The organism is Halodesulfovibrio oceani subsp. galateae (assembly GCF_055397225.1).
The window spans coordinates 2,936,994-2,963,321 of record NZ_AP042453.1 but is presented as its reverse complement, the minus strand read 5'-3'; the positions used below and the strand labels follow the sequence as shown (position 1 = coordinate 2,963,321).

Here is a 26,328-nt window from a genome sequence, read left to right as displayed (position 1 = left end):
ACAAAAAAATTTTTCCCACTTGGAAAGTGAGATGGGAAGTGTTAGCAAATTAATGTTGTAAACTCAACAGAAAATGCTGTGAATATCAGGATTTTACCGCTTTGGTTTGAAGTCCTAATTGTTTTCCGTATGTTTTTCGCATGGTAGACTCATTTTTGTGAGAATGCGTGCAAAAAAAATAAAACGGCTAATTACGCGAGTGCGACTAAATCGTAATCTCGAGTATCCACAATTTCAGCATCTACCATCGCTCCGGGTTCTACACCGGGGCCGCTTACATATGTAATGCCATCCACTTCTGGAGCTTGGAACCAAGTACGACCTACATGCAGTCCCGGCCACTCGTCATGTTCACTATCAACGAGCACTTTCATGCGCTGGCCTTCGTACTGTTCCAAAATATCTTCACTAATGTCGCCCTGAATTTCCATGAGTGCATCACGGCGCCATTCTTTTTCTATATCATCAATCTGATTGTCCATGGCAGCAGCAGGTGTTCCGTCTTCTGCCTGGTATGCAAAAATACCCAGATGATGGAAGCGTGTTTCAATGATGAAGTCACGCAGGTATTCCCACTGCTCTTCTGTTTCTCCAGGGTAGCCTACAATAATACTGGTACGAATTGCGGCTTCCGGAAAAATATCACGGATACGGTCGATAACTTCGCGCGGGTTGCGTGCAAACGGGCGACCCATGCGGGACAGAACATCTGAGTGTGCGTGCTGGATCGGTACATCAAAGTACGGAACAAACGGCTCGCCTGCGTCACGCAGATATTTCAAAAATTCTACTGATAAGCCCGCAGGGTACAGGTACATGAGACGTAAACGCTCAAGACCGTCCAGCGGCAGGATCTTATCTAACAGTTCGCGCAATCCGTGTTTTAAGCCCAGTTCGCGGCCGTACGCTGTTACGTCCTGTGCTACGAAGATGAGCTCTTTAACATCCTGAGCAAGGGCATGTTTTGCATCACGAACAACGGTCTCTGCCGGTGTTGTACGTAAATCACCGCGAATGGAAGGGATGGTACAGAACGCACAGTTGTGGTTACAACCATCACTAATCTTCAAGTACGCGTATGAAGGGCCTGTGGAGATAAGACGAAGCGGGTCTTTAATGAGTGGGAGCTTCATAGCTTTCGCAATCATTTCCGGCCATTCTTCCATCTGGGTGTTGGTCAACCACAGGTTAACTTCAGGAATCTCGGATGAAAGATCGTTTTCGCCAAAACGTCCTACAAGGCAGCCTACAACTGCGATAAGTGGACGTTTGCCTGTCGCCATGTCTTCAACATCGGCAACGGCTTGTAAAATTGTCTGCACAGACTCTTCAATTGCAGGCTGAATAAAGCCACAAGTGTTAATGAGTACAAGATCGGCATGTTCCGGTTCTTCAACCGGTGTAATCTCTTCGCTTACAGCGCCTAATAGCCATTCGGTATCTACCCTGTTTTTAGGGCAGCCAAGGCTTATTGAATAAATATTAATCATGGGGTGGTTTCCAGTATATATACTATTTTGACTAATGAATTGTGTGTTTGCTGCACTGTCACAGGAGAGATCGTACGTGGAAAATAAGCAAGCCGTTGAGGCCGATAAAGAGATATTCACTACGCTTAACATAGCGACCATCGGGTATCGTAGCACATTTCGAGAGCTGTTGATGCATCTTTTTTCTACAGAAATGCCTGACGGCGTAGTGAGAATTAAAGTGCGAGCAATCGCGTGTGCCCCTCAAGATGAGTTGCCGGGATTGATGTGTCTTGACGGCGTCGATTTCTATGACAGTGTAGAGGAGCTATGCGAGAATATAGATGATGTCAACATAGTCTTCGACCTTTCGGAAGAAGGTAAATATCTAGAGTATGTTAAGCAGAATACGCCAGCCGCAGTTTCCGTGGTCGGCGGAGAAGCTCTGATTGCTTTTAGAAAATCTCCTGTTGATCCCGCAGTGTTAGATGCGCAGGCATGTAATCTCGATAGAGCCCTTGGGCTGTTCAGCACCTTTGTTGATCAGGCAGAAGAGGAATTTTGGCTTCTGGATACTGACGGCACTGTTCTGGATGCTAATGCTGCCGTTTTGGAAAGTCCACGAGACCTTGATTTTGAGGGTGCGGAAGGGACGCTCATTAACAATATATTATTGTATGCCCAGCAGCCGGATAATGCTGTTCTTAAAGCTGTGAAGACAGCAAAACGCGCAGATCAGGTTATCACAAAAATCACCGGTGACGGGGAACTCCAATACTTCGGGATCTCGGCGTACCCAGCTGTAAAGCGGGATGGCACGGTACGATCAATAATTTTAACGCGCAAAGATATTACCGAAAACTACTTTATGGTGCGTAAGCTACAACAGACGGAAAAGCTTGCAGCCATTGGTGAAATGTCCGCCTTTGTTGCGCATGAAATACGGAACCCGCTGTTTGCTATTGGCGGCTTTGCACGCGCTTTGCTTAAGCAGAAAAATTTGGATGAAAAAGATACAAAGAAAGTTAAAATTATCTACAACGAGTCAAAACGGCTGGAGAAAATTTTAAAGATCATTCTCAATTTCGCTCGTCCAGCCCCTGGGGAAAGCGGAGAAATTGACGTAAATGAAGTGATTACAGAAGCCCTTGGCTTGCTTCGTATGCGGTTTGAGTCCCAAGGAGGAATAGTAACAACCAACCTGAATGTAGGTGTAGCAAAAGTTCGCGGAAATCCTGATCAGTTGAAGCAGTGCGTTATTAACGGCATAAAAAATGGTTTTGAAGCCATGCCTAATGGCGGAACAATGCGGGTTGAAACAACGCTCAGTGCTGATAACTGGGTAATCGTCCGCATTATGGATTCCGGTGAAGGTATTCCAAATGATGTGCGTGAACATTTGTTTAATCCATTTTTTACTACCAAAAGCGGCGGTTCCGGTCTTGGTCTTGCGATGACGAAAAAAATTATCGAAGGCATGGGTGGAAAGGTGAAGCTGCGTAGTAAAATCCATAAGGGAACAATTCTGTCTTTTTATCTTCCGCCTATTTCCGCTACGTCTCCTGATTTTGATAAAAAGAACTCCGCTACAAATGATGATGGTGATGATGACGTGGCTAATTCCGCGAATGTGGAATTTTTGAGCGGGCCTATGAAGTTTTTCCGGTAATATGCACTGTCCGAACAGAATGCGTTGTTTTGCAAGTGCGATAGGTACTATTTTCTACTTGATGGTTGGCTGGATATGTTACTAGGATGTGATTGAAAATTTTGATTGAGGGGATTCTTAACGAGTCCCCGTCTTCATATAAATACAAATGTAGACGCACCATCCTTGATGAGCGTCTATATTTTAGTCATAGCTAGCATGAGCTACATATAAGGATAGAGTGATGGAAAAAATTATTGTGCTCGCAACCCGCAACGCAGGCAAAATAGCAGAGCTTGAAAAAACTCTGAGTGAGTACGGATTGTCAGTACGAGGTCTTAATGACTATCCTGAAATCGGTGAGATCGTAGAAGACGGTGACACCTTTGAAGAGAATTCTCTTATTAAAGCCCGTACAGTAGCAGAGCTGACAGGCAGGGTAGCGGTAGCAGATGATTCCGGTCTTGAAGTTGACTTTCTGGATAAAGCTCCTGGCGTATATTCAGCACGCTACAGCGATGATACTCCTAACTTGAAAGCTGATACTCGCGACAAACGTAATAACGAAAAATTACTTATGGAGCTTGCCGGTGAGCCGTTTGAGAATCGGACTGCTCGTTTTCGTTGCGTAATGTCTGCATGTTCTCCATCCGGTAATTGCATTACAGCATCCGGCGCATGGGAAGGCTATATCGGTACTGAAGAAAAAGGTGATAATGGCTTTGGGTACGACCCATTGTTCATTGACGCAAAAGACGGTTCCGTTTCTGCATTACTTACCCGCGAAGAAAAGAATAAACGCTCCCACCGTGGCAATGCTCTCGCAGCTCTTCTTACCCAATGGGATGAGTTCTGGAAGCAGCACGGTCGTTAGAATATTTTTGATACCAAAAACAGCAAACAAAAAAAGCGCCCGTGCTTCAACGGGCGCTTTTTTTTACGTATTAATTACGCGTTAAAGGCTGCAAAGATAATGAATACGCCACATGCAGATGCAAAGGCGATTGTCAGTTTGCCGCCTGCAACTTCGTATGGAGCTTCAGTATTTGTTTGCTTGCGTTCGTTACGCAATTTCCAACTCATTGCACATGGCAGACAGAGACAGAGTACTGCAAAGCCGATACCTGCATGAGCGAGAGCGGCAATAAAGCTGCCCGGGGAAAGGTTTGCAGCAACGATTGGTGGTAAGAATACAGCGATAGTTGCGAGAACTCGGTGTAACTGTGATTCGCCAAGATTCAAAGTTTCTGAGGCGAGGTCATATAATGATAAAGAAACACCGAAGAAAGAAGTTACCAGCGCAAAAGATGCGAACACAGAGAGAACTGCTTTAATGAAAACAGAGTCCTGAGCAATAGCAACAATCAGGGAATCTACGTTACCGTTCATTGCTGCAATTTGGGACATAGGCACACTGCCGAGAGCAAGGAAGAGCCACAGTGTGTAGCAAGTCAGAGGAACCATAGTGCCGCCGATGATTGCCCAGTAAAGGATGTTTTTGTTGCCTTCAACAATCTTACAGGTACTCGGAATACAGAAGTGGTAGCCGTATGCAGCAAATAGGATTGGTAAACTGCCCAGCAGGTAGTCGTAGTCAGGGGCTACTGCGAGTAGGTTGTCGACATTAACAGTAGAGCTGAGGGAGAAGAAGGCAAAGGACATGGCACAGACCATGACTATGAAGAATAAGTTGTTGAATCGTAAAATTGTTTTGGTTCCACAGAAGACAATAACTGCCATGATAACAGCAAAAATGGTTGAGCACATTGAGGTGCCTGCACCGTAATCTGCAAAATGGTATGTGTCTGAAAGGATACTGCCCATACCTGTAATGTATGCAACAAGCAGTGCGTAAAGAAGGAAACCAAGGCTTAGTACGGCAACGACTTGCCCCGGCCATCCTAATACTTTTTTAACCATTTTATTGAAGTTCAATCCGGGGCCGACCTGCATGTCTACCTCTACAAGCAGTAAGCCGGAATAGAGCGCAAGCGCCCACATGAAAACAAGTAAAACACAGCTCATGGTGAATCCGAGATTTCCGACAGCCATTGGTAAGCCAAGCATACCAGCACCAATAGTTGAACCTGCGACGATACACCCAGCACTAAAAGCTTTACTATTCATAAACAAAACCTCCCAGTTTGCTTTTGTTCTTCCGGTAAGTAACCGGTTACTCTGTTATGAGTCAGAACATTCATATAAGGTTTGTGCTTCATAGAAATACGTTGGTTGTTGAACAGTAACCAGAGGATGACTTGTTACGTAGACAGCTGCACTCTCAAAGATCTATTTTTCTGTTTTTTTGATTACTTGCGGCACGTGAAATGAAAGTAAACGAGCGGGGGTGCGTTCGTGGTTCATTTCCGCTTGTGCGGCGTATGAAAAACGGAAAAAAACATCTTGCGTGAGAAGTAAACAGGATACGGTAACAGCCTGTATTTATATGTAATGAAACACGTACTAACGATTACAATTTGTCTATCGATCTAATATAGAATTTTGGAAAAAACTGATCAGAATTTCAAAAATTTTAGATTTATTAATAAATAGCGCAATTTCTGAGGAGAATTATAACTAAATGAAACTGTGTGTGGTGTAGCATAAAAACATAAATTTAGGGCATACTTTTTCTTGCCACTAACAAGACACAACTATTGACAATTACGTTTTCAAAAAAAGCCACGGTATAAAGGTATGCGCATGTAACAGAAAAAATAGAGTCACAAATATGTGTAAATGCGCGTCAGCATTTTAAAAATAATAGTGACGCTGCATTAAGGGGCGAAATCGACTCAGTCGTTGAAGGAAGGTAGGGCATCAAAATGTACAAGTTTACGGTAAGTAATGATGCGAATTTTTTGCAGCAGACATAAAAAAAGAGTGAATCCAAATCAGATTCACCCTTTGTGTTTATAGAACGGTATACGCTATGGCAGCAATGGAGCTAGCTTGAGCCCTTCGTTGACGGCGATGCCGCACATGAGGTTTGCGTTGGCCAGCGCCTGACCGGAAGCACCACGACAGAGGTTGTCGATAGCGCTTACGATGATAAGGCGGTTGGTACGCTTATCTATGGCAAGACCGATGTCACAGAACATGGTTCCGCGAACGTGCTTGGTTTCCGGAAGTTTGCCCATTGGCAAAACTCGCACCCACTGGTGGGTACGGTAGGCTTCTTCATAAATTGCGTGCACGTCGTCCATTGTCATCTCTTCAGTCAGAGTGGTGTAGATAGTGGACAAAATACCGCGGTTTATTGGCAGCAGATGAGTATTGAAGGAGACGGTAATATCGTCTTCTGCAATAACAGAAAGTTCCTGTTCGATTTCCGGAGTATGGCGGTGAGTGGTAAGTCCGTATGCTTTGAAGTTATCTGAAACTTCGCAGAAGAGTGAGCCTACGCTAGCCTTGCGGCCCGCACCAGTGGTGCCGGATTTTGAATCAACAACGATGCCGCTTTTGAGGATAAATCCTTCTTTAAGCGCAGGATACAGCCCGAGAATTGCAGAGGTCGGGTAGCAACCCGGGTTTGCAACAAGCTGTGCCTGAATAATTGCGTCGGAGTATAATTCCGGAAGACCGTATGCTGCCTGATCCAGCAGTTCACTCTGGGTGTGCTCGCAGGCATACCAGTGTTCGTATTCATCTTTGCTTCGCAGGCGGAAGTCTGCGGAGAGGTCTACAACTTTAAGACCTTTTTCCAACAGAACAGCAGCGATTTCCATTGCTGTACGATGTGGTACTGCGAGGAAAACGAGATCGCACGCCTGAGCAAGATCATCCGCGTCCGGTTCAGTAATCGACAGTTCACCATTTTCCATGCCCTGCATGAACGGGTAAATGTCGCGTAATTTTTTTCCGGCTTCAGCACGTGAAGTAACACGCACCAATTCGAAGTGATCATGAGTCTGCAAAAGGCGCATCAGTTCCATTCCGGTGTATCCGGTAACCCCTACTAAGCCTACTTTAGTCTGTGCCATTTGCGTTATACCCTGTTTTGGTTGTTACTTGGTCTTCAATACGTATTTCATACGTAGATCGTAGAGCAGTGTATCGAGCAACTGCTGTTCATCATTTTCGAGGCAGGACTTTGTTTTTTCCTGCAACATGGACAGAATATCAATGGAATGCTTTGCTGCGAGCAGGTTTTCCATCATCTGACCGCTTTCAGGATCTGGTACTTCGCCAAGTTGTACCAGAGCAGAAGAACCGATTGAAAGAATAAAAGTGGAAAAATTCACTTCCGGCATTTCGGAGTGTTGGGAATTCTGGTCAGCCATGGTGCGCTCCTTTACTATTTATCAGAGACGTTCAATGCACTGTGGTATGCGTGCAGACCTTTTTCAAGATATCCGGACTCAATTGTGCCGCCGCACGCTTTGCAACCTTCTGCAAAAGCATGGAGACCAGCTGCAAGGTCTGCCCAGTCAACCCAGCCCATGTGGCCTATGCGTACAAGACGTCCTTTCATGTGAGCTTGGCCACCTGCTAAGATAACTCCAAAGTTCTCATTTGCATATGCCAGCACGGCAGTGGCATCTACGTTTTCCGGCACGAGTACACTTGTAAGACCCCATGTGAAGTGGTCTTTAGCAAACAGTTCAAGTCCCATTGCTGTAAGGGCTGTGCGTGCCATCATGGTCAAAGCCCATTGCTTTTTGAAAATAACATCAAATCCTGTTTCTTCAAACATTGCAAGGCTTTCATTGAGGCCAACGATAAGGCTCACTGGCGTTGTGAATAAGGTTTGATCTTGTAAGATTTTCTGCTTTTCAGCACGCAGGTTGAAATAGAAACAGGAAGGAGTAACAGATTCTGCTTTTTCCCATGCTTTATCGCTGCATGCAATAAGTCCCAGTCCCGGAGGGAGCATAAGTCCTTTTTGTGAACCGGTAAGCAGGCAATCAATGTTCCAGTCGTCCATGAAGCATGGAGAAATGGAAACAGCAGAAATTCCGTCCACAACGAGCAATACATCGCGATCTTTTAGTACGTTCGCTATTTCCTGAACAGGATGCAGTACGCCGGTGGAAGTTTCAGAAAGTTGGATGAGCACACCCTTGCAGTCAGGATGGAGATCCAGCATCTCTGCAACGGCTTCAGCAGTAGCGGCCTGTCCCCAATCGAAGACAAGTTTTTCCACGGCAACGTTACTGGCTTCACAAATTTCTGCCCAACGCTCGCCGAATTTGCCTGCTTCGATAACCAATACTTTTTCACCGGGAGAAAAGAGGTTGGTTACTGCCGCAGTCATTACGCCTGTGCCTGAACACGCCAGCGATAGAACTGGTTGAGTGGTGCCGAAAAGTTTTTGTAACCGCTGTTGAACCTGTGCCATGATGGCTTTGAACTCAGGCTTGCGGTGATGGATCATGTCTTGCGCTAAAGCGAGACGGACACGTTCTGGAACCGGGGTTGGCCCCGGTGCTAACAATCTATTTTTGTTAAGCACGATCTTCTCCGCAAATGGTAATAAATGCTGAATTTGTTAAGAGTTCAAATGGCTACGGCTCTTTTTTGGCTATGCGTTTATGTGCCAAAGCCAATTAAGATGCCATGCCCTGCTTTTAAACTTGAAATCATCCTGCTGACTTTACCTTGGCAACGCAAAAAATAAAAGCGGTGATATGATGCTATTTTTGAATTTTTTACCAGTCTTCTAGAGAGAAATTCTTCTTAAAAAAAGAACTGTTGCGTTGAAGATGCAAAGTTATGAAGGGCAGTAACTTGATATATAACTCACCGTAATCGAATGTCCATATGCTTTTTAGTATGGTGTATTACCAAAAAGTATCGCATCGTAAGTTTTTTCCTGAAATATAACTGGTGGAATGAGTATGAAACAAAAGAGAATGTATATATTGGTGTTGGCTTTTGCTGTGTTTATGTTTGCACTTGTTGGCTGTGAACCTGCACCAGAAAAGCCTGTTGACTCAACAGCGCCGACGTTACCTGCCAAGCCTACAGTCGTTGATGCTGACAAAATTCCAACTTCACCTGCGGTGTCTGAAACTCCAGTAACATCGGGAGCAGAGCAGAACGTTTTAAAGCCAGAAGCTGCTGAGTTAGCGTTCGAAAAAGAAACTAAGCCTCAATTTTCACAAAAAGATGTTCAAGCTTTGGTTGAGAAGCAAATTTATTTTCCGGAAAAAGTATCAATGCCAACAGACCGTACTCCTTACAAGTACGGACAGCGTGATCTTAATGATGATGGCGTAGCTGAGTTGTTTGTGTTGATTCAAGATCAGTACTTTTGTGGATCAGGTGGTTGCACCGCATATCTGTTCTCTGCTGATGGTAAGAAGCTGTCGCGGTTTACTGTTTCCGAACCACCTGTGTTTGTATCCGAAAAACAAACAAAAGGATGGAAGGACCTCATCATAACAAGCAGGGGTGTGCAGCATGTTATGCGGCATGATGGAAAAAAATATCCGCTTAATCCATCAGTTCAACCAAAAATATCGCGGGATGAGCTTGTTAAAAAAGCACAAGTGGTTGCAGAAAAGCAGGAAATATATGTTCAGGACGGACATAATTTGCGTTTAAAAAGCACAGAGGAATTACCTCTTCTTTCGCCATATGAAGACATTATGTTTGTTTTTGATCACTATGGTGATCCGACAGTTGCCTATAGTATTGATGTGCGAATAGAAAATGGAAAAGCCGTGGTTCTGCCTGACACAACATTTGAGTAAGGGCTATTCAATAGGTTATTCTTATCTCAAGAAACTAGGGTTACTATTTTACCTGTCAAAATAAGAAAACTGGCGGAACATACGTTCCGCCAGTTTTTTATTGATCAAATACTGAGTGACTAAGCTTAGCTTTTGAACACTCGAACTGTATAGCTTTTAAGGTAGTGAGTTTCCGGCATTGCTGGGTGTACAGGATGATCTGGACCCTGATGACCCTGAATGAGAGTCTGAATGCGGGTTTTAGACTTGGAAGCTGCGTGCAGAAGTACGCGGTTCAAGTCCTGTGCGCTAAGATGCTGGGAGCAGGAGCAGCTAGTTACGATGCCGCCGTCTACAACGAGATCCATAGCGAGTTTGTTAACACGCTGGTATGCGGAAAGACCTTCTTTGAATGCCTTTTTGCGCTTAATGAAAGCAGGAGGATCTACGCAGATTGTATCGAACTGTGCGCCGGAATCTTTGAGTTCCTGCAAAGTGTCTAATGCGTCGCCGTATACGGTATCTACTTTATCTGGAGAACCGTTGAGGCCTGCGTTGTGTACTGCTGCATCAAGAGCAATCTTGGAAGCGTCGAGGAAGGTAACTTCTTTTGCGCCAGCTTTAACAGCGTTACAGCCGAAGCTGCCAGCGTAACAGAATGCATCCAGAACGCGTTTGCCTTTACAGAAAGAAGCGAAATCACGGCGGTTGGTACGCTGATCGTAGAACCATCCTGTTTTCTGGCCTTCAATCATAGGCACTTCAAATTTTACGCCGTTTTCTTCAATAGCGATTTTAGCAGGAACGGTGCCTACTGCCTGCTCAACATAACGGTCGAGACCTTCGAGCGGGCGGTTTGCAGAGTCGTTACGGTAAAGAATCGCTTTAGGGTGCAGAATATTGCAGAGAACAGATGTAATCTGGTCTTTCATTTTTTCCATACCGGCAGTGGTAAGCTGCACTACGAGCAGATCGTCGTAACGGTCGATTACCAGACCCGGAAGGAAATCGCCTTCAGCGAAAACCATACGGTAGAATGGCTTGTCGAACATGGACTCACGCAGGGTAAGTGCCTGAGAGATGCGTTTATCGAGAAGTGCTTCAGTGAGTCCTTCGTGAGGACGTGTGCTGATCATTCGAGCGCAAATAAGTGAGTTCGGGTTCACGTATGCTGAGCCGATTGGACGCCCTTGAGCGTTAACAATAACAGCGCTTTCACCCGGTTCGAATTCTTTGATCGGGCTCTTTTGGGTATCTACTTCGTTGCTGAATATCCAGAGGTGGCCGAGGCGGATGCGACGGTCTTCACCTTTCTTGAGAATTAATTGTTTCATCTGTTCTATTCGGTTTCCTGTAAACCGTACTGTTAGGTTTGGGTTCGCTTGCGCGCCCCAGTTCTGTGTGAATGCCAGAAGTAATGAACTTCGGGCAGGCGTTGTGAGGAGATAGCCTCCGGCGGGTCTTCGACGAGCCTCCGGCGGCCAGAGAACCTTTTTAAGTAAAAAGGTTCTCTGGACTCTCCAAAAACTTTTATTATGAAGTAACTTGTTAGTTACTAAGAAGTTGCTGTTGGATACATCATGCCGCAATTTCGTTAGAAATGTGCGTAGTACTTTTGAAATTAATGTGCTTCGTTCCAGCGGTCGCCTATTCCGGCGTCAACTTTTAACGGTACTTCCATCAGGGTTTTACCATCAGGCGCGACATTCGACATGATTTCCTGAAGACGACTAGCCGCAGCTTCAGCATTCTGAGTTGGTACTTCAAGTACCAATTCATCGTGAATCTGAAGGATAAGCTGTGCACCAAGTTGTTTGAGCTGTTGGTCTTCCGCTGTTTTGATCATAGCGATCTTGATGATATCAGCGGCGCTGCCCTGAATAACTGTGTTGATGGCCTGTCTGCGTGCTTGAGACTGCATCATGTTGTTGCCGGATGTAATCTCCGGCAGGTACCGGCGTCGGCTTGCAAGCGTTGCCACGTATCCATGCAGCTTAGTGTCTTCTTCTACTTTGTCGTAGAATTCTTTCAAATGCTGTAATTTTTCAAAGTAGCGGGAGATGAACTCTTTTGCTTCTGTAAGAGTAATTTTGAGTTCGCCAGCTAACTTTTGTGGGCCCATGCCATAGATGAGGCCGAAGTTGATAGTTTTCGCATCGCGTCGTTGATCTGCTGTGACGTCTTCTGCTGCTGCATCGAAAAGGAGCGCGGCAGTACTGCTGTGAATATCTTTGTCATGCTTGAATGCATCCAGCAGAGTCGGATCTTGCGAGCAATGTGCAAGTACTCGTAGTTCAACCTGTGAGTAATCAGCAGATACGAGTTTTTTGCCTTCTGCAGCGACGAAACAACTACGCATACGGGTACCAAATTCACCGCGTGCTGGGATGTTTTGCAGGTTCGGATTGCTTGAGGACAAGCGACCGGTTGCTGTTGCAAGCTGGTTGAATGTAGTGTGGATGCGATCATTCTCGTCTGCAAGCTTTGGCAGCGGTTCGAGATAGGTGGAACGTAACTTTTCGAGTTTTCTGTATTCCAGAATCAGATCAATAATTTTGTGTTCGCCAGCCAATTTTTCAAGAACAGCCTGTGATGTGGAAGCCTGACCACCGCTTGTTTTTGTTTTGGAAGCAAGGCCTAAATCTTCGAACAAAATTTTACCAAGCTGCTGAGCTGAGCGGATATTGAACGGCTTGCCAGCGATGTCGTAGATGGAACGGGTCAGATTGTCGAGGTCTGCCTGTACTTCGACAAGGAATTCTGCAAAGGCTGCGCGGTCAATGCGAATGCCTGCTTCTTCCATGTCTGCAAGGACGCCAACAAGTGGAAGCTCAATGTCGAGCATGAGTTGGCGCAGGTGTCCACCGTCAAGACTGCGCTCGAGGTCTTCTGCAATTGCAAGAGCAAGAAGGCCGCCGTTTTTGCGTGAAATTTCCAGTTCGTCAGCTTTGCGTGAAAGCTTTTTCCATGAGTAATCGCGATCTTCTGGGTTCAGCAGGTATGCCATGAGTCCAAGATCGAGCAATTTGTTTGGATCAACAGAAGACCAACCGGCATGCTGACGGAAAAGTGCTTTTGCGTCCGGTGTGATGATCTGTTTTGCCGCGGTGCAAAATTCTGCAAGTTCGTCCATTTTACCAGCGTAGAGAAACTCTGTCTGATCAATGGCAACAAGCACTGAATTGCTTTCTGTTTGGTCGGCGAGCAATACTGCCACGCGTTTGTCTTTGCATGAAGTAAGCCCTGTTACATCATTAACAGACATTGCAGGACGTGCATCCGGCTCATCAGGAAGGGTGCTTTCACCACCGCCAAAGAGACCTAGCTGATCGGTTGCGACTTTCTTCTTTTTAGGTGCAGGAGCTGGTTCATTTGCATGTGAAAGTGCATTTACTTCACGAACCAATGCACGGAGCTCGTAGCCATTGACGAAATCAAGAACAGTGTCACGGGCAATTGGCTTCAGTTTGAAATCTGTAAGTTTCTCATGGTCACATGTGCTCGTGTTGAGCGTTGTGAGCTTACGGTATGTGAACATGTTTTCAAGGTGATCAGCAAATTTCTTTTGCAGATTCGGCTTGAGTTCATCAAAACCGTCACGGATTTCTTCCAGAGTTTTGAACTGAGTGAAAATTTTGTCGGCAGTTTTTGGGCCGATACCAGGTACGCCTGGAATGTTATCTGAAGAGTCACCGATGATTGCCTGATAATCCGCCCACTGAGCCGGAGTCAGGTTGGTCTCTTCCTCAAAGTCTTCAAGGCTGGTGAGTTTTTCCTGTTTAGAACCTGGGTCCCAGAGGAATACGTTGGTGTCGAGACACTGTTTTAAATCTTTATCAGCACCAACAATAATAACAGGGTTATCTTTTTTGAGCCTGTTTGCCAGCGCAGCAATGCAGTCATCCGCCTCACAACCGTCAGAGACGATAAGGTGGATGCCGAGGTGTTGTACCATCTCTTTGATTGGTTCAAACTGTAAAATTAAATCTTCAGGAGTTGCAGAGCGGTTCGCTTTGTACTCATCATAAATTTCATGGCGGAAGTTTTTACCACGTCCGTCAAGAATGAAGGTGATGTATTCCGGAGACTCATCCCGCAGCATTTTCATTAAAATACGTGATACAATAAATAGGGCGTTCGTTGGGAAACCATCCGCACGTTTAAGGTGCTGCATGGCGTAAAATGCCCGAAAAATGAATGCGGAGCCGTCAATAAGGTAGACAGGCTTAGAAGTAAGACCAAGGCGTTCTTGTAGAGACATATATATAGATGGGGTGGTTTGGGTTGCTACAATAGCGGCATAGGTGCGTTGTCAGAAGTGTGAGAAAAGGAGAATCGCTGCCGCTTCATCTGCAAAGTGCATTGTGCAAAAGTGGATGATACCTACTATGCCTTCTACCTGCAAACACTAATACTTTGATTTGCAGCGATGGATGTAAAATTTTTTAGTCGTTATTACTCAGAATGATTAATTGTTTTTATTTATGGCCTATATGAAGCGCCGTATCTTTGGGGTAGTAAATAAAAAAAAGACAAAAAACTATTTGACAGTCGGCATAGTTTTCCATAGATACCTTTTCGCACGTGAGGGAACTCACGAAGCACATATGAAGCGTCCCCATCGTCTAGCCTGGCCCAGGACACCTGCCTTTCACGCAGGCGACAGGGGTTCAAATCCCCTTGGGGACGCCAAGCAATTTAAGCTCTTACACGAAAGTGTAAGAGCTTTTTTTGTGTCTAGATTTAGAGTGGAACGTTTAAGTATGGTTATTACTTTCTACAGCTGCAACCTATGAAGGAAGGTAACATTATAGCTTAGGACCTATTCCAGAAGGAATTCTGCCTTGGTGAATATAATGCTTTACCTTTCGGTAGAGTGTGGTTCGTGAAATGTTGAGAATTTTAGCTGTTTCAGCCATGTTGTATTCTGTTTTATCCAGTGTTTTGAGTATGCCGGAACGTTCAATACCTTCAAGTGTGTCTGGATGCCACGGTGTATTATCTGGTGTGGCAAGCGGCAAATCAAGATGATGAAGTTCAATAGTTTTCCCTTCACACGTGTGTAGCGCGCGCTGCATACAGTTTTCTAATTCTCTGACATTTCCAGGCCATGAGTATTTGATGAGAGCTTCTTGAGCTTGCGGGGAGAGCTGAGACGAGCTGCCTTTTGCGCGACTCAGGAAAAATGAGGCAAGTCCCATAATGTCTTCTTTACCGCGATCTCGTAAAGGTGGAATGGTGATCGGCAGAACGTTGAGTCTGTAAAAGAGATCTTCTCTGAAGATTCCCTGAGCAACTGCCTTGGCCATCTCTACATGCGTGCTGGCAATAATACGGGTGTCGACACGGATTGGCTGACGTGCACCGATTCGATATACCTCTCCGGTTTGTAGAACACGGAGTAGCTTCACCTGCATGTGGTGGGGCATGTCGCCAATTTCATCTAAAAGAATTGTGCCTCCGTTAGCTAGCTCAAATTTACCCGGCCTCCCACCTTTCGATGCTCCTGTAAACGTGCCTTCCACATACCCGAAAAGCTCACTTTCAAGCAGCTCAGCCGGAATAGCTCCACAGTTGATTGGAACAAATGGGTTGTTTGTCCTTTCGCCTTCATTATGAATTGCTTGCGCAAACAATTCCTTACCGGTGCCTGTTTCTCCTTGAAGCAAAACAGTCGCGCTTGACTGTGCAGCTCGTGCAGCAAGGTCGACGGCTTTAGTAAAGCTTTCAGACTGTCCTTTTAAGCTGGAAAATGTGTAGTGAGCTTTAGTTCCCGCGATGGTGTCTGCCAGCCTGTTAATTTCTTCCATTTCTTCTAGTGTGATCATTGTTCCTAAGTGTTCACCGTCCTGAGAAATCACAAGCTGTGCTGTATAGATAAAGTGCGCAGAATGTTTACCGTGCTTGAGTATGCATTCTCTATTTACCCATGCTGAGGGCTCGTTCTTGAGATCTTCAATGGAAAGGTTGAGACCTTTGAGAACTGTTACTGCTTGTCCTACGAGTCTGTCTTGCTTCAAGACCTGAAGTCCGCGTTTGTTAACCCGCCAGATGTAATTCTCACTGTCCAGAATGATCATGCCGGAATGTGAAGTTTCAATGACCTGATCAAGAAAGCCTACATGTAATGCTAGTTCACGGTTACGCCTGACAATACGCAACTCCCGTTCCACACCACGGGCAATCGTGGTGGTCATATATAGTGTGTGAGGATGTACCAGCTGTGCGCGACCACTGAGCATGATGACACCAATGAGTTCTTTGTCCTTGCCGAACACAGGAGCCGCAGAGCTGGTGTAACCATGTGCCTGCTTACAGTAGTGGTCTTCGTCTGTAAGTTGGATAGGGATTTGATGCTTGAGGCATAGACTGATCGCGCTTGTTCCCACATCTCGTTCCGTCCATCTGAAGCCGGGTACACAGTTACGGTTGGCACTTTCCTGTCTGGATTCTTCGCTGCCTGTAATATGTAAAATGTACCCTTCGGCATCGATAGCAAACAATGTGAAATCCCTAGCAGCTAAGAGATCAAATATTTCGTCAAATTGGGGGCGAAGGAGATTTAACCAATCGTCGTTGGCTGACCTGCGGGCTTTGAGCTCGGTAGGGGAAAGCATTGGCTGCGCAATGTCTCTTTTTTCCGGATTAATACCGTACATCCGAGATCTGTTGTGTGACTCCGCTACAATCTGTTGTTTTGTCGTCTCATCAATTGTTTTGCCGCGTTCAAGCATTTTCGCTCCTGACCTGCCTGCATTTAAGGAAGCAAAAGTGATATGTGTTCATTTTTAGAACATGTTCACTTTTAGAACATGGTTGTAATTGTAAACAGTCTCAGCCGACTACTGAGAATAAGTATACATAAAGTGTTCCAAAAATGAACACATAAAATAGACCAGCAGCTGGTTGCTTGATCAGCTAGTTCAATAAAAATCAATATCTTAGTGTTAATAAAACAATTTTTCCCCCCAGCTACCTTGAAAAAAACCGTACTTTCAGATGGTTGTAACGCGATTACAATTTTCAGTGAGAATTGTAAGCCAGAATTTAGAAAGTTTAGGCACATCCCTTGCTCTAACGAAGGCGTGCAAGGACATCATGTACAGTTTTCCACTTGTTATTCCATTACTGGGAGGACTTAATGGAGCGTTTTTTTCGATATACTCTGACCTTTTTATTAAGCTCAGTTGCCTTCATGCAATTTATTCAGGTTATTTGGCGCTATATTCTTCAAGCTCCGCTTATGGGGTTGGACGAGATCTTAGTGTATCCCACTCTTTGGTTGTATTTTGCCGGAAGTATGAATGCTTCCCGCGAGGATACACAGATTAAAGCAAATGTATTGGATGTATTTCTTAAAACAGAAAGTTCGCGTCTTGTGGTTCGTATCATCGCAGATGTATGCAGCTTGGTTATCGCGTTATGGTTAACCCGGTGGGCCTGGTTTTACTGTAAGTATGCATTCCGTGTGTGGAAAGAAAGTCCAACATTATATGTACCGACCTTTTACGCAGAGTGTTCTTTGTTCATCGGCTTGGTTGTTATGAGCATGTACGCTGCGTATCACTTGATCCGCAATCTCCGTTGTCTGACATCACATCTTTCTGAATGCACCACAGACCCGACGGTAATTAAGGGGGAAATTTAGACATGATTGAAATATCACTCATGGCGTTGGCGGTGCTGGTTGCCTTACTCAGCTTTGGTGTCCCTTTGCCGTACTGTTTCGGTGGTGCGCTTATGTTTATGCATACCTTTGGTGGCGCTACCATGAAAGGCACTATGTTGTGGGGCTTTGGGCAGCTTGCAAACCCAGTATTACTTTGCATTCCGCTGTTTGTATTTGCCGGAGCCATCATGAGCGAGAGTGGCATTGCAAAGAGCTTGTTGGATTTTGTGAATATTTTTGTAGGACGCGTCCGCGGTGGTCTTGGTGTTGTTGCTTCAGTTAGTTGCGCAATTATCGGTGCTATTTCCGGTAGTGGTATGACAGGTGTAGCGGCAACCGGGCCTCTGCTCATTCCGGAAATGGCAGAGAAGGGGTATCCTCGCGGTTATGCGACTGCTCTGGTGGCGAACTCTTCGCTGCTTGGTTTGCTTATCCCACCAAGCGTGACGATGATCATTTACGGCTGGGTCACGGATACTTCAATTCTTGCCTGCTTCCTTGCAACCGTGGGGCCCGGCCTTCTTATTATGACGTTGTTTGCAGTCGTGAACATGGTGCAGTGTCGAAAATTCCCGCTCGTGCTCGAAGAATCAAAACCGATGAAAGAGCTTATTCGTGAAGCTGGATCCCGTACGTTCTTTGCTCTGCCTGCCCTTGTGATGCCGGTCATTATTCTTGGCGGCATTTACGGCGGTATTATGACCCCTACAGAAGCTGCAGCAGTGGGCGTAATGTACGCAATACCTGTCGGCGTTCTTGTTTATAGAGGGCTTACCTGGAGCAAATTTCTCAGAGCAGCAAAGGATGCTGCAACAGCAATTGGTGCGATCATGGTTATGATCGTATTCAGCCTGATGCTCAGCCAGATTTTTGTCATGGAAGATATTCCGCAGGCTTTGGTTGAAGGTATTTTTACCATTACTCAGAATAAAGTATTGCTGCTCATCCTTGTTAACTTTCTGCTGTTTTTCATCGGTATGATCGTTAACGATATTACTTCCATCATTCTCACCGCGCCACTGCTGCTCCCTCTTATGGAAGCTATCGGTATCAGTCCTGTCCATTTCGCTGCAATTATCGGCGTAAACACTGCTATGGGCGGTGTTACCCCACCATATGCGAGCATCCTGTATCTTGGTGTGCGCATTGGTAATGTTGAATTTACTGACGTAATTAAGCCTGCAATGACGCTGATACTTTTCGGCTATCTTCCAGTGGTCTTTTTGACGTCGTTCTGGCCTGAATTATCCCTCACATTGCCCCGTTTGATGGGCTACTAAACTGAATAGGAGTGTGTACAGATGAAGAAATCGTTATTCTCTATTGCTCTGGCTATCATGGCGGTTGTTATGCTTTCCGCTGGAAATGTCGAAGCTCGTACTTGGAAAATCTCCCATATTCGTCCTCAGGGAACTACTATCGACAATGACCTTCACTGGTATGCCGATGCAGTAAAAAAAGCCACTGACGGCAAAATTAAGATCAAAGTCTATGCAGCAAGTGCACTTGGTGACTACACAATCGTGCAGGAACGCGTAGGGCTTGGAGCTGTAGACATGGCATGTCAGCCAGTATCTACAGGCGTGGACAAACGGTTACAGATTATCTCTTTTCCGTATTTGATGAAAGATTGGAAACAAGCAGAGAAAAACTTTGTGACTGGTTCACCATTTCAGAATACTATTTCCGATCTTTTTTCACAGCAGGATATTCGGGTAATGGCTGTCTATCCAGTGTACTTTGGTGGAGTTGCTCTTAAGAAAAAACCAAAAAATCCTGAAGATCCAAATAGTTCTAAAGGGCTTAAGCTTCGTGTCCCTCCGGCAAAAACTTTCCAGATGTTAGCTGATAATATTGGCTTTATTGGAACTCCGGTACCATTCTCTGAAGCATTCACCGCAGTTCAGACCGGTGTTGTTGACGGTGTTATTGGCTCAGGTGCGGAAGGTTATTATGCCTCATTCCGTGATGTGACCAAATACTACATGCCTGTGAATACACATTTTGAGGTTTGGTACCTGATCATGAACCAAGAGTTGTTTGCAGACCTTAGCAGCGAGCAGCAGCAACAACTTGAAAAAGTTTCTTTCGAATTCGAGCAACGTCGTTGGAAAAATGCTCAGAATGATCAGATGGAAAATGAGAAAAAGCTTGCTGAGTATGGCGCTGAAATCATCCCGGTATCCGATCAAGCGCTTGGCACAATGGCAGCAAAAATCCGCAAAGTAGTCTGGCCGGAAATTCAGGGCGACATTGGCGCAGAGTGGAGTCAGAAAGTACTGGATAGTCTTATTCAGTAGAGATCCTTTTTGTTGATATGGTGGGCTCTGCTTCATGACAACTGGAGCAGAGCCCAATTTACACACAGCGCGCAATCCCGCTGTTATTTAGAGAATCGATACTATGTGCGCAAAGTGTACAGCTACCCTTCCGTACATCTAACCTGATAGTTTAATTTAAGAGTTTCTGGAGTTCTGATGTTTAAACTAGATGAACCTGCTGCAGAGCAGGTGTTCATAACTGTGGACGGAAAAGGCACAAGTGTTCCTGCAGGATCTACTGTCGTTGCCGTACTGTTGGAACAGGGAAAAGAGCCGTTTCGGACTTCTCCTGTAACGGGAGAGGTTCGATCACCGCATTGTCTAATGGGTGTCTGTTGTGAATGTCTGTGTGAAATTGATGGTGTGAAGAATCGTCAGGCTTGCTTGGAAGAAGTCCATGAAGGCATGCAGGTTAACCGGCAGATCGTGGAGGGCAATGAATAGCATGAACTATCAATATGATGTTGCAGTTGTGGGGGCAGGCCCTGCAGGAATAGCCAGTGCTTGTTCCATGTCAGAACTTGGATTGAGAGTGTTGGTACTTGATGAACAGGCTCGTCCGGGGGGGCAAATTTATAGAAATATCGAGAAGGCTCCAGAATCTCGCTGTAAATTGCTCGGCAGTGATTACACCAAAGGAGCAGGCCTTGTTCACCAGCTTCGTTCTGCTGATCTGGACTATCGTTCAGAGGCGGCAGTGTGGCAGGTAGAGCCGGATGGTACTGTATTTTTCTCTCACAAGGGAGAGTCACATTGCGTTAAGGTTGAACGAATCGTTGTTGCGACAGGAGCCATGGAGCGTCCTGTACCGTTTACGGGGTGGACTCTTCCCGGTGTGATGGGGGCAGGTGCTGCGAATAACTTATACAAAGATTCCGGTTTAAAGCCTTCCGGTAAAGTCGTAATTGCCGGTAGTGGACCTTTGCTGCTTCTGGAAGCATGTCAGCTTGCCAGCAGTGGTGTAGAAATTTCTGCCATCCTTGAAACGGCCTCCGCATACCCTTCCCTCGAGGCTCTCGCACAGCTTCCTTCCGCTTTACGCCGTGCAGATTATCTCGTGAAGGGGGTCAAGATGTTGTGGGACATCAAACGCACTGGTGTCCCTCACTTGAAGAATGTGAAAGAGGTTCGAGCTCATGGTGAAGATAAACTCTCCAAAGTGACAGCCATGCAAAATGGCAAAGCTGTGAGTTTTGATGCGGACTCGCTACTTGTCCATTTTGGTGTGATTCCGAATACAGCAATGTTTAGCCAGCTTGGTTGTCGTCATGAATGGGACAATGTGCAGCGCTATTGGTATCCGGTCACAGATACATGGGGGCGTACCAGCCTTGAACGTGTTTTTGCCGCAGGAGATGGAACATTTGTTCATGGGGCTGGTGCTGCAGAGTTAAAAGGCCGTCTGACAGCGTTGGAAGTGGCTCATTCTGTAGGCAAGTTGTCTCTTAGTCAGCGAGATGAGCAAGCAGAGCGGATTCAAAAGAAACTTGCACGTGAATTGTATCCTCGCCCGTTTATTGATGCCATGTTTGCTCCGGATATTGATGCATATGCATTCGATGATGAAACTCTAGTGTGCCGTTGTGAACACGTGACAGTTGCTCAGATTAAAGATGCGGTACGTCAAGGATGCACTAACCCTAATGACATAAAAGCATTGGTTCGCAGTGGCATGGGGCCGTGTCAGGGACGTATGTGCGGCAATGCAATTGTAGAGCTTTTAAGCGTTCTGACATCGGGGAAACCTTCTGATGCAGAGAGGTTACGTATCAGGCCTCCTTTGAAAAATGTTTCAATGCAGGAAATGGCATCCATGCGTTTTGAAGGGGGTGAATAATGTCTCGCGCTGATGTTCTTATAATTGGTGGTGGGCTTATGGGGCTGGCAACAGCTATGGAGCTTGGCCGCGCTGGAAAGAAAGTTATTCTTCTCGAAAAAGATACTGTTGGTCGCCATGCCTCCGGAGTGAATGCTGGCGGTGTCCGTCGTCTTAATCGTCATGTTGCCGAAATTCCAATGACTCTGGAGTCACAGGAAATGTGGGCAAATATGGAAAAGTATATTGGATGTAATTGCACCTTCACTACGACAGGTCAGATTCTTGCAGCCAATTGTGACGAAGAAATTGAGTTGCTGAAGAAGCGTGCAAAGACGACGAGCGATCTTGGATACAATCACGAAGAGTTAATTGACGAAAAAGAGCTTCGCAAACTTGTTCCCGCCATTGCCGATGATTTTATTGGTGGTCTTATTTCTAGAAAAGATGGTCACGCATTGCCGTATAAGGCTTGCCGTGCGTATCAGCAAAGTGCGTTAAAAGCCGGTGTCATTATTGAAGAGCACACTAAAGTGCTTAATGTTTCCCAAAATGGTTCGGGTTTTACCGTTACGACAGCTAATGGAAAAATTTATGAAGGCGAGTTGCTCTTAAACTGCGCAGGAGCGTGGGGGGCAAAAGTGGCAGCCCTTTTGGGAGAGAAAATTCCAATGGAGCCAGTTGCGCTTTCTATGATGGTTACCGCCAGGATGCCGAAATTTATTACCCCTGTTGTTTCCGGTTTTTTCCGATCCCTGTCATTTAAGCAGATGACAAATGGCACTGTGGTTGTTGGTGGGGCGCGTCGTGCTTTTATCACTGATGATGAGCAGACAAGAATTAATACAGAGCAGATGCATGGTTCTGCGCAGACGGTTGTAGATTTCTTCCCGATTATGAAAGATGCGAGCATTGTGCGCTGGTGGGCAGGATTCGAAGGAATGATTTCCGATAAATTGCCTATTATTGGTGAAGCTGCGAACACCCCTGGTTTTTTCCATACTTGCGGGTTTTCTACCCATGGATTTCAACTTGCTCCGATTGTGGGCAAACTGATGGCAGAAACACTTCAGGGGAAAACACCACATTTATCTCTTGAGGCATTTAGAGCGGATCGCGAAACGTTGTTCCCTAAAGATAATGATGCACCGAAGAAAAAAGGCGCATGGCAATAAGTAAGGAAAGAGTATGACTATTACACGTATGGAAATCGGTACTCGTATGAGTAAAATTGTTATTAACAATGGAACAATTTATTTGTGTGGTCAGGTACCCGACAATACTGATGAGGGTATTAAAGCTCAAACTGCCAACATGCTCGCAAAAGTCGAAGATCTTTTGCAGCAGGCAGGTAGTGATATTGAGCATATTCTTTCCGCAACGCTATATGTTCGCGACATGAAAGATTTCGCTGCAATGAACGAAATTTGGGATGCATGGGTTCCTGAAGGGCATGCTCCTGCACGTGCATGTGTCGAGGTCCGTTTGGCTCGTCCGGAACTACTTTGTGAAGTTTCTATTGTAGCAGCACAAAAGTAGCTGAGTTTTATAAGTATAATTACAACCGTAATAAGAAGCAATAACAACTAGTATATAAAAAAGCTCACCCATACTGTGGATGGGCTTTTTTGCTGTGTGATATGTATGGTAAAAAAAGGAATAAAAAAAGTACCGGTAGATTGATATTGTGATGTTTCTCGGTTGGAAGGGCCAATAGCAATCGCTAGAGGATACATAAGTACACTAATTGGCAGAGCTATTCTATTCAAGGAGTAGATTTGTTTTTAGGGGAAGAGTTCACAATTTATATTTGTGGTAAAAACGTATGGCGTTGAGACAATTTTTGTAGAGCAAGTATATGAGATCAACTAGAATTTAAACGAGTTCAAGCAACTAACCTGTATATACAAAAGAGAAAGATGTTCTAGAAAAGCGATTTTGGTTAAGGCTTTTATCGGGGAAGTAGGGTCGAAAGTTTTGCGTAGATGTAATCAGGGCGTTGTTCATTCTTTTAAGCAATGGTTTAGAATTAGTAGACTATTTGAGAGTAGTTTTTTCATATTTGATCGGGTGTAAACAAGGTGTAAGTTTCTATGCTTTCTATGTCGCCAGTATTGAATGCGCTTTTGTAGAAGCCTTGTAGCTAAAGGAATAAGCTGCTTTTTTAAGTGTTACACCTGCCTTTCACGCAGGCGACAGGGGTTCAAATCCCCTTAGGGACGCCAAGCAATTTAAGCTCTTACACGAAAGTGTAAGAGCTTAAATTGTTTTTTGTGCCCATCTGAATATGGCTGGGTGGTTTTCTTCTCCAGCGTGTTGTCGTCATATCCTTTCCCAGACTTCTCGAAGAATGTTTTAAGATGTTTAATCATGTTCCCCGCGCTACCTCTGTGTGGAATCAAATATGCAATCGATCGAGCATAGAGTTAACTTTTTGGTGTAGTGGGTCTTCTTGATCGAGTAGTTGGATTGGTAATGCAGGTTGTTTTATCATACATTCCACAAGTTTTTCTGGAGCTTTTTTACTGTTTTTACTGCCTAGCTATTAACTGCTTAAAAGCAATGAACTTTGTTTGCAGTTGCCTACAACGAATTCGAAAATGAAATTCTTTTTGTCAAAAATAACAAAATTGTAAATAATTTGATTTTGTCGAAATGCCATCCTGAAATATCTGTTTGAAATTACGATAAGTTGGAATTTTGATGATTCCTATTTATTATATATTTCCTGTTATTTGTTAATATTATTGAAGTAAATAGGTCTTTATTATTTTTTGAAAATGATTAAACAGTCTTTTGTAAAAGAGCAAAGATAGAAGGTTTTGTTATGACAACAGGCAAATTAGTTCTTTCCTTGTCAAGGAAAAGAGTCTTTTTGAAAAACATTAAAATGAAAAAAAGGCTAAAAAGCATTGAAATGACAAAAATGTAAAATAAATACTGTTTTTTTCAGAATAAACCAAAAAATATTTGAAGATTGTTTTTGTAACTGTCTTATTTTGTTGTCTAAGTTTTATATGGGTCAGTATGTGCATCGTTGAATGTATGCGCTCACCAATACATATACTTAAATTTTCAGCATTACTTGCGATTTGCGAAACCATGGAGCAGGCACTGGACCTTGAAGCTGCTCTTGATGGAGTACTCTGTATGCTTTCTGAAAAACTAAGTATGCAGCGGGCAACAGTAACCTTATACGATCCAGAAATTCAGCAGTTAGCTATCAATGCATCGTATGGCTTAACGTTGGAAGAAAAAAGGCGTGGCGTGTATCGTCTTGATGAAGGCGTTACCGGAAAAATATTTAGATCAAGCGAACCATTTTATGTTCCTGATATCAGTAATAATCCGCTTTTTTTAGATAAAACAGGTGCACGAAAACTCCAACGACGAATGACGTCCTTCATTGGTGTGCCAATTGTTTTACATGGAGATCCCATTGGGGTTCTAAATGTGGATAGAGTTTTTGATGATCATATTTCTATTGAAGAAGATATAGATTTTTTAAAAATCGTAGCCACTCTTATTGGGCAATTTTTGAGTCTCAATAAAAAGGTCATGGAACGCGAAGCTGTTTTTAAACGTGAAAATGCTTCACTACGTTACCAAATTTCTCAGCAGAATAAGGGACTATTTATTGTTGGCAAAAGTCCTGCCATGATGGAAGTGCAAAGACAGATGGAGAGGGTTTCCCCGACTCGGGCAACCGTACTACTTCTTGGTGAGTCTGGTGTTGGTAAAACGTTAATAGCTAGTATAATACATGATCTTTCTGATCGAAAAGGGCACCCGTTTGTGAAAATAAACTGTGCGTCCATTCCTGAAAATTTATTGGAAGCAGAATTTTTTGGGTATGAGAAGGGTGCTTTTACCGGTGCATCATCGAGTCGCCAAGGGCGTTTTGAAGAGGCTGATTGCGGAACCATATTTATGGATGAAATAGGGGAACTTCCGTTAAATTTACAAGCTAAATTGCTTCGAGTGTTACAGGAAAAAGAGTTTGAGCGGCTTGGTTCCAACAAAACTCGTACAGTCGATATTCGTATTATTGCAGCAACGAATAAAGATCTTGCGAAGCTCGTGGAGCAAAATGAATTTCGCCTAGATTTGTATTATCGACTTAATATTTTTCCTATTGTCATTCCTGCTCTCTGCGAACGTAGGGAAGATGTTACAGGCCTATTGAACCATTTCTTACGAAAAGCAGCGAATAATTATGGACGTACTGTTTCACTCACAGCCGGCGCTTTGGATGCCCTTATCCAGTACGACTGGCCGGGAAACGTGCGTGAAATGGAAAATCTTATTGAACGCCTCGTAATCATGTCAGACTCTGACTATATTTCATTTGAATTTATTGCGCCTTTCTTGGGCTCGCTTGCGGTTGCTAATGAAACAAGTGCTGTTGAAGTAGCTGCTGATGTTTCACAAAAATTAGAGACCAATGAATCCTTGTCTCCTCAGCACACTTCTCTACAGAAAATAGAACAACATGAGATAATTCAAGCGTTAAGAAGTAATGACTGGATTCAATATAAAGCTGCTGCAACTTTGGGGCTTACTCCTCGCCAAATGGGGTATAGGGTAAAGCGCTACCATTTGGAGGAGGTTATTGCTGTTGGAAGAGCTCGACTTCGGAACAAGTAATATTGTGGTGTTCCTGAGTCATGCCAATTGCTAATGCTTTTAAGACAGCAGTTTAAGGGGTTAACTTAATCAACTTGTTAC

The 26,328-nt window shown here is 44.6% G+C and carries 19 protein-coding genes and 1 tRNA gene; 12 read left to right on the top strand and 8 right to left on the bottom strand.

The window, feature by feature from the left end:
• Positions 1–191: 191 nt before the first annotated feature.
• The gene (gene rimO, locus ACZ5V1_RS13210; RefSeq protein WP_464389241.1) at positions 192–1,490 is read right to left on the bottom strand and encodes a 30S ribosomal protein S12 methylthiotransferase RimO; all 1,299 of its coding nucleotides are present in this window, start codon (positions 1,488–1,490) and stop codon (positions 192–194) included.
• Between the two features lie 76 nt (positions 1,491–1,566).
• On the opposite strand from rimO, the gene ACZ5V1_RS13205 reads away from it, so the two are divergent.
• Together ACZ5V1_RS13205 and rdgB are read left to right on the top strand one after the other, a co-directional pair.
• The gene (locus ACZ5V1_RS13205; protein ID WP_464389240.1) at positions 1,567–3,138 is read left to right on the top strand and encodes a two-component system sensor histidine kinase NtrB; all 1,572 of its coding nucleotides are present in this window, start codon (positions 1,567–1,569) and stop codon (positions 3,136–3,138) included.
• Between the two features lie 223 nt (positions 3,139–3,361).
• The gene (gene rdgB / locus ACZ5V1_RS13200; RefSeq protein ID WP_464389239.1) at positions 3,362–3,991 is read left to right on the top strand and encodes an RdgB/HAM1 family non-canonical purine NTP pyrophosphatase; all 630 of its coding nucleotides are present in this window, start codon (positions 3,362–3,364) and stop codon (positions 3,989–3,991) included.
• A gap of 74 nt (positions 3,992–4,065) precedes the next feature.
• On the opposite strand, the gene ACZ5V1_RS13195 is transcribed toward rdgB, so the two are convergent.
• The 4 genes from ACZ5V1_RS13195 to ACZ5V1_RS13180 all read right to left on the bottom strand — a co-directional run bounded on the left by ACZ5V1_RS13195 (position 4,066) and on the right by ACZ5V1_RS13180 (position 8,572).
• Positions 4,066–5,244 (bottom strand): amino acid permease, encoded by a 1,179-nt coding sequence (locus tag ACZ5V1_RS13195; protein ID WP_464389238.1) that lies wholly within the window; start codon positions 5,242–5,244, stop codon positions 4,066–4,068.
• An 803-nt stretch (positions 5,245–6,047) separates the two neighbouring features.
• Entirely contained in the window at positions 6,048–7,100 is a 1,053-nt protein-coding gene (gene argC / locus ACZ5V1_RS13190; protein WP_464389237.1) for an N-acetyl-gamma-glutamyl-phosphate reductase, read from the bottom strand.
• A gap of 24 nt (positions 7,101–7,124) precedes the next feature.
• The gene (locus ACZ5V1_RS13185) at positions 7,125–7,400 is read right to left on the bottom strand and encodes a DUF1844 domain-containing protein (RefSeq protein WP_464389236.1); all 276 of its coding nucleotides are present in this window, start codon (positions 7,398–7,400) and stop codon (positions 7,125–7,127) included.
• A 14-nt stretch (positions 7,401–7,414) separates the two neighbouring features.
• Positions 7,415–8,572, bottom strand: coding sequence for a pyridoxal-phosphate-dependent aminotransferase family protein (locus tag ACZ5V1_RS13180; RefSeq protein ID WP_464389235.1), 1,158 nt, complete (start codon positions 8,570–8,572; stop codon positions 7,415–7,417).
• Between the two features lie 385 nt (positions 8,573–8,957).
• Here ACZ5V1_RS13180 and ACZ5V1_RS13175 point away from each other — a divergent pair, with 385 nt between their 5' ends.
• Positions 8,958–9,815 carry a hypothetical protein gene (locus ACZ5V1_RS13175; protein ID WP_464389234.1) on the top strand — a complete coding sequence of 286 codons (858 nt, stop codon included), beginning with the start codon at positions 8,958–8,960 and terminating at the stop codon, positions 9,813–9,815.
• A 125-nt stretch (positions 9,816–9,940) separates the two neighbouring features.
• Here ACZ5V1_RS13175 and ACZ5V1_RS13170 read toward each other — a convergent pair whose 3' ends face one another.
• Both ACZ5V1_RS13170 and polA read right to left on the bottom strand, forming a co-directional pair.
• A complete protein-coding gene (locus ACZ5V1_RS13170; protein WP_464387529.1) occupies positions 9,941–11,128 on the bottom strand; it encodes a class I SAM-dependent rRNA methyltransferase in 1,188 nt (395 codons plus the stop codon).
• Positions 11,129–11,415: 287 nt separating this feature from the next.
• Positions 11,416–14,055 carry a DNA polymerase I gene (gene polA / locus ACZ5V1_RS13165; RefSeq protein ID WP_464389233.1) on the bottom strand — a complete coding sequence of 880 codons (2,640 nt, stop codon included), beginning with the start codon at positions 14,053–14,055 and terminating at the stop codon, positions 11,416–11,418.
• A gap of 353 nt (positions 14,056–14,408) precedes the next feature.
• On the opposite strand from polA, the gene ACZ5V1_RS13160 reads away from it, so the two are divergent.
• Positions 14,409–14,486 (top strand) — tRNA-Glu (locus ACZ5V1_RS13160).
• 116 nt (positions 14,487–14,602) lie between these two features.
• Here ACZ5V1_RS13160 and ACZ5V1_RS13155 read toward each other — a convergent pair.
• On the bottom strand, positions 14,603–16,528 hold the full coding sequence (locus tag ACZ5V1_RS13155; protein WP_464389232.1) for a sigma-54-dependent Fis family transcriptional regulator: 1,926 nt from the start codon (positions 16,526–16,528) through the stop codon (positions 14,603–14,605).
• 407 nt (positions 16,529–16,935) lie between these two features.
• Here ACZ5V1_RS13155 and ACZ5V1_RS13150 point away from each other — a divergent pair, with 407 nt between their 5' ends.
• From ACZ5V1_RS13150 to ACZ5V1_RS13115, 8 genes are all read left to right on the top strand, one after another.
• On the top strand, positions 16,936–17,442 hold the full coding sequence (locus tag ACZ5V1_RS13150) for a TRAP transporter small permease (RefSeq protein ID WP_464389231.1): 507 nt from the start codon (positions 16,936–16,938) through the stop codon (positions 17,440–17,442).
• A gap of 2 nt (positions 17,443–17,444) precedes the next feature.
• On the top strand, positions 17,445–18,743 hold the full coding sequence (locus ACZ5V1_RS13145; protein WP_464389230.1) for a TRAP transporter large permease: 1,299 nt from the start codon (positions 17,445–17,447) through the stop codon (positions 18,741–18,743).
• 21 nt (positions 18,744–18,764) lie between these two features.
• Complete coding sequence (gene dctP / locus ACZ5V1_RS13140) at positions 18,765–19,763, top strand: TRAP transporter substrate-binding protein DctP (protein ID WP_464389229.1); 999 nt, start codon at positions 18,765–18,767, stop codon at positions 19,761–19,763.
• Between the two features lie 177 nt (positions 19,764–19,940).
• Complete coding sequence (locus ACZ5V1_RS13135; protein ID WP_464389228.1) at positions 19,941–20,228, top strand: (2Fe-2S)-binding protein; 288 nt, start codon at positions 19,941–19,943, stop codon at positions 20,226–20,228.
• Positions 20,221–21,621, top strand: a complete 1,401-nt coding sequence (locus ACZ5V1_RS13130) for an FAD-dependent oxidoreductase (RefSeq protein ID WP_464389227.1) — start codon at positions 20,221–20,223, stop codon at positions 21,619–21,621. Before ACZ5V1_RS13135 ends, ACZ5V1_RS13130 begins: the two co-directional genes overlap by 8 nt.
• Positions 21,621–22,775 carry an NAD(P)/FAD-dependent oxidoreductase gene (locus tag ACZ5V1_RS13125; protein ID WP_464389226.1) on the top strand — a complete coding sequence of 385 codons (1,155 nt, stop codon included), beginning with the start codon at positions 21,621–21,623 and terminating at the stop codon, positions 22,773–22,775. Before ACZ5V1_RS13130 ends, ACZ5V1_RS13125 begins: the two co-directional genes overlap by 1 nt.
• A 13-nt stretch (positions 22,776–22,788) precedes the next feature.
• Positions 22,789–23,139: a RidA family protein gene (locus tag ACZ5V1_RS13120; protein WP_464389225.1), complete on the top strand. Its 351-nt coding sequence runs from the start codon at positions 22,789–22,791 to the stop codon at positions 23,137–23,139.
• Between the two features lie 1,506 nt (positions 23,140–24,645).
• Positions 24,646–26,247, top strand: coding sequence for a sigma 54-interacting transcriptional regulator (locus ACZ5V1_RS13115; RefSeq protein WP_464391627.1), 1,602 nt, complete (start codon positions 24,646–24,648; stop codon positions 26,245–26,247).
• Positions 26,248–26,328: the final 81 nt, after the last annotated feature.